Genomic DNA, 13,587 nt, shown 5'->3' with positions numbered 1-13,587 from the left:
ACGCCCGCCCCCGCACCGTCAATCCCCCACCCCGAGGACCACGCATGGCCATACGGATTCTGATCAACCTCGCCCGCTTTGTGGTGACCTACCTGGTCGCGACCGTTGTCGTGTTCCTCTTCATGCGCCTCATCCCCGGCGACCCCGCCCAGATCGCGCTCGGCGTCAACGCGACCCCCGAGCTGCTGGAGCAGACGCGCAAAGAGTTCGGCACCGACCGCCCGCTGATCGTGCAGTACTTCGACTGGACCGGCGGCCTGCTGCGCGGCGACTTCGGCGTCTCCTACGTGACGCGCACCGACATCAGCCCGCTCGTCACCGACCGCCTCCAGGTGAGCCTCATCCTCGTGATTGCCGCGATGATCGTCGCGCTCGCGATCGCGATCCCCCTGGGCACCTGGGCCGCGGTCAAGCACCGCAACCTCTCCGGCGTGCTCATCGGTGCCGGCTCACAGCTCGGCGTCGCGATCCCCGGCTTCCTCGCCGCGATCCTGCTCGTCCTCATCTTCGCCGTGGGCCTCGGGTGGCTGCCCGCGAGCGGCTGGACGCCACCGAGCGAGAACTTCGGAGATTTCCTCCGCAGACTGATCCTTCCGGTCCTCGCGCTCGCGTCCGTCCAGGGCGCGATCCTCACCCGCTACGTGCGCTCGGCAGTGCTCGAGATCATGAGCGAGGACTACCTCCGCACGGCCCGCGCGAAGGGGCTCAGCAAGATGGGCGCCCTCGTCAAACACGGACTCCGCAACGCGGCGATCCCCGTCATCACGGTCACCGGCGTGCAAATTGCCGCCCTCATCATTGGCGCCGTCGTGATCGAGCGCGTGTTCGTGATCCCCGGCCTCGGTTCGATGCTGCTCGACGCCGTCGGCAACCGTGACCTCCTCACCGTGCAGTCAGTCGTGATGGTGCTCGTCGCCATCACCCTGGTCCTGAACCTCGTGGTCGACGTGCTCTACACGATCGTCGATCCCCGGATGCGAAAGAGCGCGTAATCATGACCACGCAGAATGTCCCCACGCCCCCGGTGCAGGCACCGCGCACCACCGCGATCTCAGCCCCGCGCGCGCCAAAGAAGCGCGCCGGGCTCTCCCCCACGCTCATCATCGGGCTCGTGCTCGTCGCGATCGTCACGCTCGCCGCGCTCGTCTCGTTCGTGTGGACCCCGTACGACCCGGTGCAGGCGATCGCCGCCGACCGCCTCCAGGGCCCGAGCGCCGAGCACTGGATGGGCACCGACCGCTACGGCCGCGACGTGTTCTCGGCGATGCTCTACGGCGCGCGGATCACGCTCTTCGTGGGCATCGTCTCGGTGGGCATCGCGATCCTGATCGGCACGCCACTCGGCATCCTCGCGGGAATCCGCGGCGGCTGGATCGAAGAGGTCATCATGCGCACCTCCGACATCGCGCTCGCGTTCCCCGCGCTACTGCTCGCGATCATGTTTAGCGCCGTGTTCGGCGCGTCGACGCTCACCGCGATGGTCGCGATCGGAATCGCCACGATCCCGGGCTTCGCGCGCGTCGCGAGATCCGGCACCCTGCAAGTAATGAGTACCGAGTACGTGCTCGCCGCCCGCGCGGCAAGCCAGTCGCGATTCCGGATCGCGCTGCGGCACGTGTTCCCCAACATCCTCGGCATCGTCGTGGTGCAGTGCTCGGTATCGTTCGCCCTCGCCGTGCTCGCGGAGGCAGGCCTGAGCTTCCTCGGGCTCGGCACCCCGCCGCCCACGCCCTCCTGGGGCCGGATGCTGCAGGAGTCGCAGCAGTTCCTCGGAACGCACCCGCTCCTCGCGATCTTCCCCGGGCTCGCGATCGCCATCGCGGTCATGGGCTTCAACCTGCTCGGTGACGGACTCCGTGACCGATTCGACCCGAAGCTGAACGGAAACCGCGGCTGATGACGACGACACTTCCCGCCCAGGCACCCAACGCCCGCCCGCTGCTCGCCGTCGACGGCCTCACCGTGCGCACCCCGCACCGGGCCCTCGTGCACGATTTCTCGCTCCACATGGCGCACGGCGAGCGCATCGGTCTGATCGGCGAGTCCGGATCCGGCAAGTCGATGACCACGACCGCACTGCTGGGCCTGCTCCCGGCCGGCGTCTCCGCGACCGGCTCCGTGGAGCTCAACACCGGACGGGAGGGCGCGCCCACGGGCAACCTCCTCACCGCCCCGGAGTCCGAGCTGACGCGGATCCGCGGTCGCGACATGGCCATGGTGTTCCAGGAGCCGCTCACCGCACTGAACCCGCTCATGCGGGTGGGGGCGCAGGTCGCCGAGATCATGCTGCAACACAAGCTCGCGCCAACCCGCGCCGAGGCGCACCGCCGCGCGGTCGAGATGCTCGACGCCGTGCACCTGCCGGATCCCGCCGAGGCCGCGCGCGCGTACCCGCACCAGCTGTCCGGCGGGCAGCGCCAGCGCGTCATGCTCGCCATGGCGCTCGCGAACGATCCCGGGCTGCTGCTCTGCGACGAGCCCACCACGGCGCTCGACGTCACCGTGCAGCGGCAGGTGCTCGACCTGATCCTCGAACTCGTGAAGCAGCGCAACACGGGGCTGCTCTTCATCACCCACGATCTCGCCGTGGTGGCGAACATGTGCACGCGCGTGCTCGTCATGAACGACGGCGTGGTGGTCGAGGAGGGCACCACCGAGGAGGTGTTCACGCGCCCCCAGCACGCGTACACGCGCGGGCTGCTCGCCGCGAGCGATCTCGACGCGACCGACGCCGAGGGGCGCCTGTTCACCGTCGCGAGCGCGAAGGAGTACGTGCCGCCGACGCGCGAGCAGCTCGCCGCGGAGGCCGCGGCCGCTGAAGCCGCGGCTGCCACTGAGGCTGAGGCTGCTGAGGTTGCGGCCGCTGAGGTTGCTCCTGCTGCCGATGCTGCCGCGGACGCGACGGGCGCGGGCGAGGCCGCGCAGGATCCGGATCGGGCGCCCGCCGCGCAGGATCCGGCACCCGCGACCGCCGAGTCAGTGATGCGCGTCACCGACCTGGTGCGCACCTACACGCGCAGCAAGACCAGCCTGTTCAAGCCCGCCCCCGAGGTGCGCGCGCTCAAGGGCATCTCCTTCGAGGTGCCGCGCGGCGGTCGCCTCGGTGTGGTCGGCGAGTCCGGCTCCGGCAAGTCCACGCTGCTGCGGATCCTCGCGGGGCTCGATCAGCCGACCTCGGGCAGCGCGATCGTTGCCGGCAACGAGGTCGCCGGGGCGAAGGAGTCCCAGCTGCGCGAGCTGCGCCAGCAGCTGCAGATCGTGTTCCAGGACCCGATGGGATCACTCGACCCGCGCATGACGGTCGAGCAGATCATCGCCGAGCCGCTCCTCGTGCGCGGCAGGAACGAGACCGCGGCCGACCGGTCCCGCATGGTCGCCGAGATGCTCGAGGCCGTGGGGCTCCCCGCCTCGGCCGCCGAGCGCTTCCCGCACCAGTTCTCGGGCGGGCAGCGGCAGCGCATCTCGATCGCGCGTGCCCTGATCTGCCGCCCCCAGGTGGTCGTGGCCGACGAGCCGGTGAGCGCGCTCGACGTGTCAGTGCGCGCGCAGGTGCTCAACCTGTTGGCCGACCTCGTCGACGAGTACGGGCTCACCCTCGTGTTTGTCTCGCACGACCTCAACGTGGTGCGGCACCTGTGCGACTCGGTGATCGTGATGCAGTCGGGCGAGATCGTCGAGGCCGGCGACACCGAGTCCGTGTACCGCGATCCGCAGCACCCGTACACGCAGCGCCTCATCGCCTCGTCGCTGACGCTGCGCCAGGAGCTCGCGCACGCCTTCTAACCCGACGGCCGACGCTCGTCGCCCGCCACGCCACTCGAAAGGATCCCCCGCCGTGACCGATCACGCCGCCTCGACCGCCTCCCCCGCAGCACCGCGCCTCGCCGATCTCGACGCTGGCGCCCTCGCTGCCGGGTACGCGGCAGGCACCTTCACGCCGAGTGAGGTCGCGGAAGACGTGATCGCGCGCGTGGTCGACCGGGAGCCCGAGCTCAACGCGCTCTTCCTGTTCGACCCGGAGCAGGTGCGCGCAGACGCCGCGGCGGCAACGGCGCGCTGGGCGGCGGGCGCCGCGCGAGGCCCGCTCGACGGGGTGCCCGTGACCGTCAAGGAGAACATCGCGCGCGCCGGGCAGCCCAAGCCCTCCGGCACCGCGATCCCCAATCCGCCGGTGCCCGAGCAGAACGCGCCCACGACCGACCGCCTCCTCGAGGCCGGCGCGGTCATTGTCGGGTCCACCACGATGCCCGACTGGGGAATGCTCTCGTCGGGGGTATCGAGCCTGCACGGGATCACCCGCGGCGGCCTCAACCCCGCGCACACCTCGGGCGGATCGAGCGCGGGCGCCGGCGCCGCGGCGGCGGCCGGCTACGGTCCGCTGCACGTTGGCACCGACATCGGCGGCTCGATCCGGCTCCCCGGTTCCTGGCAGGGCCTCACGGCGCTGAAGCCGAGCGAGGGCCTGATCCCGCTCGACGTGCCATACACGGGCCGGGCGGCCGGGCCGCTCACACGCACCGCCGCTGACGCGATCCGGCTCATGTCGGTCGTCGCGCAGCCGGACCCGCGCGACTACCTCACGCGCGCGTACGCCGGGCTCGAGTGGTCCACGGAGCCGCTCGCGCCGGCCGGGATGCGCGTCGCGCTGCAGCTCGACGCCGGGTCCGGGCTGCCGGTCGAGCCGGAGACGCGCGCGCTGATCGAGGCTGCCGCCGAGCTGTTCACCGCCGCGGGTGCGACGGTCGAGCCGCTCGCGCCGTTCATCGCGCCCGAGATCCTCGACGGGATCGTGGGGTACTGGCGTAGTCGCTCGTACGCAGATTTCGAGGCGCTCACGCCCGCCGAGCAGTCGGTCGTGCTGCCGTTCATCGTTGAGTGGTGCGTGGCAGGCCGGGACTTCACCGCGGCCGAGACCGTGCGCAATCGCAGCATGATGGACGAGATGGCGCGCCTCACCCGCGCCGCCACGCAGCCATTCGACCTGGTCATTTCGCCGGTCACCCCGGTCGCGGCGTTCCCGGCCGAGGACCCGATGCCCATCACCGACCCGCTCCAGACGATGGGGCACATCTCGTTCACGGTGCCGTACAACATGTCCGGTCAGCCAGCCCTCTCGATCGGCGCGGGCATCCAGGCGGACGGCCGCACGGTCGGCCTGCAGATCGCGGGCCCCATCGGCAGCGATGACCGCCTGCTGCGCGTGGCAGCCTGGTTCGAGGCCGCCCGCGGCGCTGACGCAGCCGTCGACTGGTCCCGGCTGCCGTAGGGCGCGACGCGTCGGGCAGCGACTGCGCGGCGCCGCTGTCCCCACGAGTGGAGGCTTCACTGACGAGCGTGCGGCTTGCCTGCCTCCGCGAAGCCGCACACTCGTGACGAAGCCGCACACTCGTGGAGTGGCGTGGAGTGGGCAGTGGGCAGCGCACGGGCGAGTGGGGCAGACAGGGCAGGCAGGGCCGGCAGGGCAGCGCTCCCTGCTTAGCCGTTCCGGGCGTCGGTCTCGTCCCCGAACTCGAGCGGGGTGAACGAGGCGGAGTACCGGTATTCAGTGTCAGCCTCGGAGCTGGCGGCGGTGTCTGAGCCCCTGGAGCGGGGGGCTCGCGGAGCGGGTACACCACGGGACGGCGACCGAGTTTCCAAGACCCAGCTCGGGTCCGCATAGTGCAGCGTTGGGGTGAGCTCGGCGCTGGGCAGTTCGTTCACCCATTCAACGTCGACACCGGCGAGGCCAAGTGCCTCCTGCCATGGGTATCTCCGCGTCACACCGCTCCCGGGCGGCGGCCCGAGATCGAGCGCGGCAATCGAACCGGCAATGTCGGCAGCCGGCGCCGCCGCATCGGAGTAGATCTCCGCGAGTTCTGAATCGCGATAGATCCTACCGATGAGCCGATCGGGGCTGCCCCAGGTGTAGAACAGCACGAGTACCTCAGCCGCGCTGATCGCGGCGCGCACGATCCGGTACGCACCGAACTCGATTCCCTCGGCAATCACCTCGTCGGCGACCGCTGCAAGATCCACCCGCGAGACCATGTCCCGAGCGTAACACTCGGGATCCCTCAGGCGAGGCCCGCGTAGTGGTCGGCTGCGTCGGCCACGTCGTTGTTGTAGGCGACGCTCGGGTTGTAGGCGTTGACCGCGGCGATCCAGTTCTCCGGCACGCGGACGTCGCCGCCGATCGTGCACAGCATCGTCGCGGCGGAGAGCGCGGCGTCCTCAATCCTGTCGATGTCGGGCACCCCGCCGCTCGCCGAGCGGCCGTAGTCCGCCCAGGTCTGCGGGATGAACTGCATCGGCCCCACCGCGCGGTCCCAGTCCGCGTCACCGTCGAGCCTGCCGCCGTCGGTGTCGGCGATCGCGTCGAACGCGACCCCGTCGAGCGGCACCCCGAGGATCCGTGGGAGGGCGCGCCCGTCATCGTCGAGGCGCGCCCCGCCGATCGTGCCGTGGTGCGTTTCGACGTACCCGATCGCGGCGAGCGTGTTCCACCCGATGCCGCAGCCCGGCTGCTCCTGCGAGAGCGTGAGCGCCGCGCCCGCGTAAGCGAGCATTGCCGGCTCTGGGATGCCCGCACGGTCGGCGAGGTCTGCCGCCCACACCGGGTCGACGACGGGCGCCGCCGCAGCGTCGACGTCGCCCGCGGCCGCAGCCGCGTCAGTCGCGTCGGTCGGCTCGGCGGGCGGCACGGCGGCGGGTGCCGGATCGGTCTCGGTCGCCCCCCCGGACCCCGCGGGAGCGGCGTCGGCCCCGCCGATCACCGCAGCACCGATTCCGACCACGGCGACAGCGGCGAGTGCGAGGCCGCCGATGACCGCCGTGCGCCACCGGGCGCGACGCGGCCGCGGTTCCCGGCCGCCGGACTCGCGCCCACCGTCACCGATACCCTCGCCGTTCACCTCGCCATCGTACTCCAGCCCGCGGAGCAGCCAGGCGAGCCGCTCGTCCGCGGTGCCGGGCGCGGCCCCGGGGTCGCTGGGCGCCGCGGAGGCGGAGCCCAGCGAGTCTCGGGAGGCCGCGGCCGGGACTGACACCGCGGCTGAGGCCGGGACCTGGGCCTGGGCCTGGGCCTGGGCAGCCCGCACCGTCGTCCCGGCCACGCTATCCGCGGCCGCGCCACGCACGGCGCGCCCACGAGAGCCACAGTGCGGCCACGCCAAGCAGCGTGGCGGCCGCGGTGAGCGCGGCGGTGTGCTCGGGCGACAGCCCGACACCGCCCGTGTGCGCGAGCGTCGACGGCCGGGTGGCCGAGGTCGACGCAGCAGCAGTGGTCCCCGCGGGGGTCCCGCCGTCGGGCACACCAGGCCCGGCTCCCCCTGCGACCCCACCATCAGTCGCGGGGCCCGGATCAAGGCCCGGGTCACCGCCCGGGTCAGTCCCGGGGTCGGTGCCCGGGTCAGTCCCGGGGTCGGTGCCCGCGTCCACGCCGGGGTCAGTGCCCGGTTCCGCACCGGGACCGGTCCCGGGCTCCGTCCCCGGATCCGTGCCGTCGTCAAGCGCTGTCTCCGTGAAGCGGAGCGTGATCGGGTGCGGGATCTTCGAGTCGTCGGTGGCGACGGCGCTCCGCGCGAAGAACGGCGCAACGAGCGGGTTGAGTAGCGCGACGAACTCAGTGGGGAACGAATCGTTGTAGTCGTAGAACCAGGTGCCCGGCCCGCGTGCCTGGCCCGCCCAGTTCAGCTCGATCGTCGCAGCAACCTCGCCAGCCGCAGTGGGTGCGCCCAGCTCGGCGGCGTCGAAGGTGGCGATCGTGACGCGAGTTTCGGGGTAGTCCTGGCGCGCGTCGCCCGCGGCGTAGAAGCCGCTGAACAGCGCCGTGATGTACCCGGCACCATCGGCCCCGAGGTGTACGCGGGGCGCCGCGAAGTCCCAGCGGTTGCCGCTGCCGGAGCTGAGCCGCGCGGTGCCCTCGAACGCGATGACCCGGTTCCCGGCCGCGTCGCGCGCGCCGGTGCCCGACCCGAAGGTGAACGGCCGGAAGTAGTAAGCCTGCAGGGCCGGATCGCTCGCTCCGGCGCCCGGGTGCGCTATCGCCGGCAGCGTGACGTCGCCGTCGAGCACCTCGCGTTCGAAGCCGACCCGGAAGTTGCTGAACCAAATGTTTCCGATCGTCCACTCGAGGTCTGCCGCCGCGATCGTCGCGGTGGGCTCCCCCGAGAGCGCGATGTCGGGCACCGCGCGCGCAGTGTCCACCACCCGGTAGGTGCGCGGCGCGCTGGTCGCCGGCTCGAACTCGGACCCCGGCTCCGGCGTGAACTCGGCGTGCACCTCGCGGGCGCCCCCGGCCGACCAGCCGGCGGTCTCGATCCGCGCGGCCGCCGTGGCAGCGCCCGCGGCCGGCACGGCGGGCGCGCTGCCGAGCGACACCGCCCCGTCGAAGAATTCGACCGTGCCGCGCGGGGCGTCCGCGGTGGCCCCCGCCACCGCGGACGCGCGCACCGTGGCGGTGACGGGGGCCGCGACGCCGAGCAGGTATCGCGCGCGCTCAGCAATTTCGGGGACCGCGACGGTCACGGAGGTGGGCACGGCGGCGGCAGCGAGCGTGTCCCCGGGGGCCACGGCGTCCCGGGCAGCCGCGGCGCTCGCTTGAGTCGGAGCTGCGGCGCCGCTCGCTTCAGCCCCGACCGCGGGTCCCGCCCAGGCGGGCTGAGACGCGGTCAGCGGCGTGACCGCGAGCGCCCCCGCCACGAGGCAGGCGAGCGCGGCCGCGGCGCCAACCCGTCGCCCGCTCACTCGCCGCCCGCTCACTCGTCACCCCCGGCGACGGTCACTTCGAGCGCTTGTGCGTCTGCGTCGCGGCCCGCTGGCATGAACTCGACGACCGCGGTACCGGCTCCGGCCGCGCGCACGCTCACCACCCGCGGGTTCGCGTCTGGATCGTCCTCAACCACCTGCGCGACGGTCGAGTCTGCGCTCGTGACGCGCCAGTCGACGTCTGGCGTGTCGATGAGCACGCGCAGCTCTTCTCCCACGCGCAGCTCCCCGTCGAGGCCAGAGACCTCGCCAACCGGGGCGGACTCGACCACGACGGCGCTCGACGAACCCGCAGCGCCGGGGCCCGCGTCGCCGCGGGGCGCGCACCCGGCAGCGCCCGCCCCGAGCGCGACGGCGAGGCTCGCGATCGCGACGCGGCGCAGCGTGCGCCCCGCCCCTCCGGCCCCGCGAATCGTGCGGCTCACGCCGTCACCTCGGCGTACTCGGCGAAGCGGTCCTCAAGGTCCTGCCCGGCGACGCCGTTAAGCCAGTACGCGGAGGCGACCTCGCGGAGCACCGTGCGCTCCTCGTCTGGCGTGAAGCCCGCGCCGTCGACGAGCGCCCGGTAGCGATCCTTGTAGGCGGCCGGGTCTGCGATCTCCGGGAAGGTGTAGAACGTCGATCCGGCGTCGCCGTCGGTGCGGTAGCTGTCGCGGAACATGCGCGCGATCATCTGCCCGCCGGAGAGGTCGGCGAGGTAGCGGGTGTAGTGGTGCGCCACGAAGTGGGGCAGCGAGTCGCCCGCGACCTCGGTGATGCGGGCGGCGTAGGTCATGATGCCCGTGGTCGCGAAGCGATCGTACACGGCGCTGTGCCAGTCGGCCCCGAGCCAGTGTTCGAGGTCTGCCGCGAGAGACGGGAGCCGGTGCAGCTCCGGGAGCCAGAACGCGAAGTCGTCGCCGCGACTGGCTCGCTGGGCGACGGCGGCCCGCTCGAGGGCGTGGTACATGAGGTAGTGCTGCGCGGCCTGCGCCGCAATTCCGTCTCGATTGAGTCCACCGCGCAGGAACGCGATGGCGAAGCGGGGCTCGCTCTCGCCCTCGACGTGGCCGACGCGCGACAGCGCTCGAAGCCGCACCGACAGCGGGCGCCCCTCGGTCTCGGCGATCACGGCGTCAACTGGGGTGTCTACGGCCTGGTTCATGACTCGTCCATCTTTTCGGTCCCGCAGCGGGAGAAGTGTGTAGGTGGGGTGAGGCGGGGCACCCCGAGGGGTGCCCCGCCCGTGGTTACTCCGGTCGCGCCGCGCCGCGGCGGCGCAGCACGAGGGCCGCGCCGGCCGCGAGCAGCAGCGCCGCCACGCCCGCCGCCGCGAGCGGCAGCATTCCGCCCGTCACGGCAAGGCCGCCAGCGGTGCCCGGCTGGGACGCGGGCGTGGCGCCCCCGGTGGTTCCGGGCGTTGCACCTGGCGTGGTCCCCGGATCCGTGCCCGGGGTCGTGCCGGGGTCGGTGCCGGGGTCGGTGCCGGGGTCGGTCCCCGGATCCGTACCCGGATCGGTCGGGGCCTTCGCGGTCACCGTGAGCGTCACCGGATCGGTGACGATCGGATCGCCCACCCCGTTGTCGACCACCACGCGCACCTGCGTGCCGCTCTGAGCGAGCTGCACCGCCGGGAGCACGAAGGTGTCGGCCGTGGCGCCGTCGACGTCGACCCACTCGTCTTCGGCGAGCGGGACCGCCAGGGCACGCGCCGCCGTGTCAGGCTGCGCGTCACCCGCGTCACCCGCGTCGGCCGCCACGTCCTCGGGCGCCGCGGCGCTCGGGGCACGCAGTTGCCAGGTGAACGTCGGCTCGGGCGTTCCGGTCGCGCTGACCGTGAACGTGGCGTCCTGGCCCTCGACAACGCTCTGCGCGGTGGGTGCCGCGCTCAGCTGCGCGGCCCGCTTCGCGCGGACCTCAACCTCGACGGCGTCCGCCGCAGCGGTACCAAACGCGTTGGTCGCCACAACCCGGTAGCGGCCGGAGGCGTTGGTCTCGGCCGCGGTGATGGTGAGGGTGTCACCCGTCTCGTCAGCCAGATCTTCCCAGGTGTCGCCGACCTCGCGCTGCCACTGCAGCGTCGGGGCGGGATCGCCCGAGGCGGTGGCAGTGAGTACGACATCGTCGCCCTCGATGACCCGCGCGCCCGTGCCCACGGCAGCGGTGGGAGCCACGCCCGCGGCGAAGCTCACACCGATGGGTGCGCCGGCCTTCGTCGAGTCCGAAGAGCTTCCGGACTGCAGGAAGTACGAGCGGACGTTGCTGTTCACGTGACGCAGGAACTCGTTCGTGAGCGTCGCGCCGGTGTAGGCGCCGTTCCAGGTGCCAGCGGCGACCTGACCCTCGAAGAGCGGAGCCACCGAGAACGCGGTGAGCCCGTCGCTCGTCTCGGGCTGCGCGCCGACGAAGGTCTGTACGACCACACGGGCCGGGCCGTACGGCTCGTCCTCACCGTCGAACGCGCTGCCGAACCACATGCCGTCGATCGTCGCGGTGAGCGTGCCGTTGCCGGCGGCGTTCATCACGAGCTGCGGGTCGCTGAAGTTCCACTGGGGCAGCGTGCCCGAGGTGAGGCGCACCGAGCCGTCGAAGTCGATGACGCGGTTGCCCGCGGCGTCCTCGTGGCCGGTTCCGCCTGCGAAGACGAACGCGCGGTTTGCGCGGTCGGCCGTCGTCGGGGTCTCGGGCAGCGGGGCGAGCGCCACGTTGCCGCCGAGCACCTCCTTGCCGGGGCCGGAGCCGAAGCTCACGTAGTTTGCCACCGACCAGCTCAGCTCGGCGTCCGTGATCTGCTTCACGGCCTCGCCGACCTCAATCGTGTCGACCGCCGGGGCGAGATCCACAATGCGGAACACGCGCGCGGCGGATTCGGACGGCGCGAACGCGGCGGCATCGACCGGGGTGAACGCCGCGGTGATGCTGCGCGCACCGCCCGCGAGGGCAGCGGTGGTCAACTCTGCGGCACCGTCCGAGGATACGGCAGCGCCGAGCGAGACACCGTCGGCGAAGAACTCAACCGAGCCGGCTGCGGCCGGGGCGACGGTCGCGCGCAGCGCGACGTCCTCCCCCGCGAAGTGCAGCGGGTACTCGGCCGTCGGCTGCGCGTCGACGGCGATTGTTGTCTCGGTCGCGGCGGCCACGGAGACCGTGAGGGTCGCGGCATCCGAGGTGACGAATCCGCTCGCGTTCGTGGCGACGAGGCGGAAGCGGTCGCCGCTCTGCGCCGCGGTGACCGCGGACACGGAGAGCGTCGCCTCGGTTGCGCCCGCGATGTCTGCGAACTCCTCGGTTCCCGCGGCGGCGCGCTGCCACTGCAGGGCGGGCTCGGGGGTGCCGGTCGCCGTCGCGGCGAAGTTCGCGGCAGCGCCCTCGTCGACCGTGGTGCTGGCCGGCTGGGTCACGATCTGCGGGGCGATGCCCTGGGCTTCGGTCGCGAACTGCACCGGGGTGAACACCTCGACGCCGCCGGAGCGCTGCCCGTGGGCACCGATCGTCATGAAACCGCACTGCGTGTCCGCCGCGAGGCAGTCGATGGTCTTGCCGGCCTGCGACGTGAACTGAGCGCCGGGGATCGCGTGGTTTTCGAGCGTCCAGCTCCCGTCAGCGTCCATGTACGGCATGCCGGGCTCGGTGCTGCTGCCCGGGTAGTTCACCATCAGCTGGTACACGCCGGCCTCGCCAGCGTAATCGTAGTTGACCCCGCTCACGCCGCGCTTGGTGGGGGCCCAGCTGCCCGGGTCCGCCGCGTCACGGAGCGAGATCGCCCCGAACAGCGTGTACGCACCACCGAAGCTGCCGCCCGCGTCAGAGGTGGTGGCGTAGTTCGCACCGGTGAGGGTCACGGTCTGTGAGCCGTCCACCGCGAGTTCCTGTCCCGGGGTGACCGTGAGGCTCGGCTGAGCCGCCCCGGCCGCCTGGTTCACGCCGTAGCCGGTCACGGCGCCGGGGGTGCCCGGCTGCTCGCCCCCGGTGTCGCTCACCGTGAGGGTCGCCGTCTCGGAGGTGACGGAGCCCGCCTGGTTCGAGACGACCACGCGGAAGCGGGCTCCTGAGTCGGCCGTGGCCGCTGCGGCGACGGTCGTCGTGGCGGCCGTCTCGTCGGCGAGATCAGCGAAGTCGTCCGACCCCGCCGCGGCGCGCTGCCACTGGAAGCTCGGCTCCGGGGTGCCCGTGGCCGTGACGGAGAAGCTGGCGTCGGCACCGTCCGCGATGCTCGCGTCGGCCGGCTGCCCCGTGATCTGAGGCGCGACCGCGGTGACCGGCTCCGCGAACGACACCCCCACGTACGCCTCGCTGAGCGCGTTCACGCGACCGTGCGCGCCGAACGAGAAGAAGCCGCAACCGGCCCCCGCGAGGCAGTCGACCGTGCCACCGAAGAAGCTGGGGAACTCTGCCCCCGGTACCGAGACCGACATGGTCCAGTTGCCGGACGCGTCCATCTCTGAGTCGGCCACCTCGGCGTCTTCCGAGCCGTTGGCCACGACGAGGCGCGGCACGCCGTACACGTAGTCGCCGTCGTGACCGCTCAGGCCCCCCTGGCTGCGGCGCCACTGCTCCGGCGTCTCCGGCGAGAGGTTTTCGCCGAGGCCAACGTAGATCGGCTTTGTCGGATCAAAGTTGAAGCCGCGCACGGTCACCGCGCTCGCCCCGGTGGGGTCGAGCTGGGTGCCGGGCGTGACCGTCATGTACGCAGGCGTGTCCGAGTAGGGGGAACCCGTGACGGTCTCCCCCTCGGCGGCGAGCGCGGGGGCCGCGCCGAGGCTCGACAGCACCAGGGCGGCGGTCGCGCTGAGCACGATCCCTGCGGCGCCGACGCGCCGAGAGCCCGTGGCTCTCATTCGCGTGTCTCTCATGTCTGAGTGT

At 72.3% G+C, this 13,587-nt stretch carries 10 protein-coding genes; 4 read left to right on the top strand and 6 right to left on the bottom strand.

Features of this window, described 5'->3' with window-relative positions:
* Positions 1 to 44: 44 nt before the first annotated feature.
* From EV139_RS10255 to EV139_RS10240, 4 genes are read left to right on the top strand one after another with little or no spacing between them, the layout of a single operon-like run.
* Positions 45 to 992 (top strand): ABC transporter permease, encoded by a 948-nt coding sequence (locus tag EV139_RS10255; RefSeq protein WP_130454239.1) that lies wholly within the window; start codon positions 45 to 47, stop codon positions 990 to 992.
* Positions 993 to 994: 2 nt separating this feature from the next.
* Positions 995 to 1,897 (top strand): ABC transporter permease, encoded by a 903-nt coding sequence (locus EV139_RS10250; RefSeq protein ID WP_130454238.1) that lies wholly within the window; start codon positions 995 to 997, stop codon positions 1,895 to 1,897.
* A complete protein-coding gene (locus EV139_RS10245) occupies positions 1,897 to 3,783 on the top strand; it encodes a dipeptide ABC transporter ATP-binding protein (protein WP_130454237.1) in 1,887 nt (628 codons plus the stop codon). Before EV139_RS10250 ends, EV139_RS10245 begins: the two co-directional genes overlap by 1 nt.
* Before the next feature lie 52 nt (positions 3,784 to 3,835).
* Positions 3,836 to 5,266, top strand: coding sequence for an amidase (locus EV139_RS10240; protein WP_130454236.1), 1,431 nt, complete (start codon positions 3,836 to 3,838; stop codon positions 5,264 to 5,266).
* Between the two features lie 209 nt (positions 5,267 to 5,475).
* Here EV139_RS10240 and EV139_RS10235 read toward each other — a convergent pair whose 3' ends face one another.
* From EV139_RS10235 to EV139_RS10210, 6 genes are all read right to left on the bottom strand, one after another.
* Positions 5,476 to 6,027 (bottom strand): hypothetical protein, encoded by a 552-nt coding sequence (locus tag EV139_RS10235; RefSeq protein ID WP_130454235.1) that lies wholly within the window; start codon positions 6,025 to 6,027, stop codon positions 5,476 to 5,478.
* 26 nt (positions 6,028 to 6,053) lie between these two features.
* Positions 6,054 to 7,091 (bottom strand): lysozyme family protein, encoded by a 1,038-nt coding sequence (locus EV139_RS10230; protein WP_198677534.1) that lies wholly within the window; start codon positions 7,089 to 7,091, stop codon positions 6,054 to 6,056.
* A 1-nt stretch (position 7,092) separates the two neighbouring features.
* Positions 7,093 to 8,724: an Ig-like domain repeat protein gene (locus EV139_RS10225; protein ID WP_198677533.1), complete on the bottom strand. Its 1,632-nt coding sequence runs from the start codon at positions 8,722 to 8,724 to the stop codon at positions 7,093 to 7,095.
* 11 nt (positions 8,725 to 8,735) lie between these two features.
* Positions 8,736 to 9,170, bottom strand: coding sequence for a hypothetical protein (locus EV139_RS10220; RefSeq protein WP_130454233.1), 435 nt, complete (start codon positions 9,168 to 9,170; stop codon positions 8,736 to 8,738).
* Complete coding sequence (locus EV139_RS10215; RefSeq protein ID WP_130454232.1) at positions 9,167 to 9,889, bottom strand: biliverdin-producing heme oxygenase; 723 nt, start codon at positions 9,887 to 9,889, stop codon at positions 9,167 to 9,169. Before EV139_RS10215 ends, EV139_RS10220 begins: the two co-directional genes overlap by 4 nt.
* An 85-nt stretch (positions 9,890 to 9,974) precedes the next feature.
* Positions 9,975 to 13,577 carry an immunoglobulin domain-containing protein gene (locus tag EV139_RS10210; RefSeq protein WP_130454231.1) on the bottom strand — a complete coding sequence of 1,201 codons (3,603 nt, stop codon included), beginning with the start codon at positions 13,575 to 13,577 and terminating at the stop codon, positions 9,975 to 9,977.
* Positions 13,578 to 13,587: the final 10 nt, after the last annotated feature.

This window comes from Leucobacter luti (genome assembly GCF_004217175.1).
In the GTDB taxonomy this organism is placed as follows: Bacteria; Actinomycetota; Actinomycetes; order Actinomycetales; family Microbacteriaceae; genus Leucobacter; species Leucobacter luti.
Note: the sequence above shows the minus strand (reverse complement) of the source record. Positions and strands in the feature narration are given on the sequence as shown.

What these genes read in the sequence shown, in the direction of transcription:
- EV139_RS10255 (WP_130454239.1), top strand. Translation starts at nt 45, where the DNA reads ATGGCCATACGGATTCTGATCAACCTCGCCCGCTTTGTGGTGACCTAC.
- EV139_RS10250 (WP_130454238.1), top strand. Translation starts at nt 995, where the DNA reads ATGACCACGCAGAATGTCCCCACGCCCCCGGTGCAGGCACCGCGCACC.
- EV139_RS10245 (WP_130454237.1), top strand. Translation starts at nt 1,897, where the DNA reads ATGACGACGACACTTCCCGCCCAGGCACCCAACGCCCGCCCGCTGCTC.
- EV139_RS10235 (WP_130454235.1), bottom strand. Translation starts at nt 6,027, where the DNA reads ATGGTCTCGCGGGTGGATCTTGCAGCGGTCGCCGACGAGGTGATTGCC.
- EV139_RS10215 (WP_130454232.1), bottom strand. Translation starts at nt 9,889, where the DNA reads ATGAACCAGGCCGTAGACACCCCAGTTGACGCCGTGATCGCCGAGACC.
- EV139_RS10210 (WP_130454231.1), bottom strand. Translation starts at nt 13,577, where the DNA reads ATGAGAGACACGCGAATGAGAGCCACGGGCTCTCGGCGCGTCGGCGCC.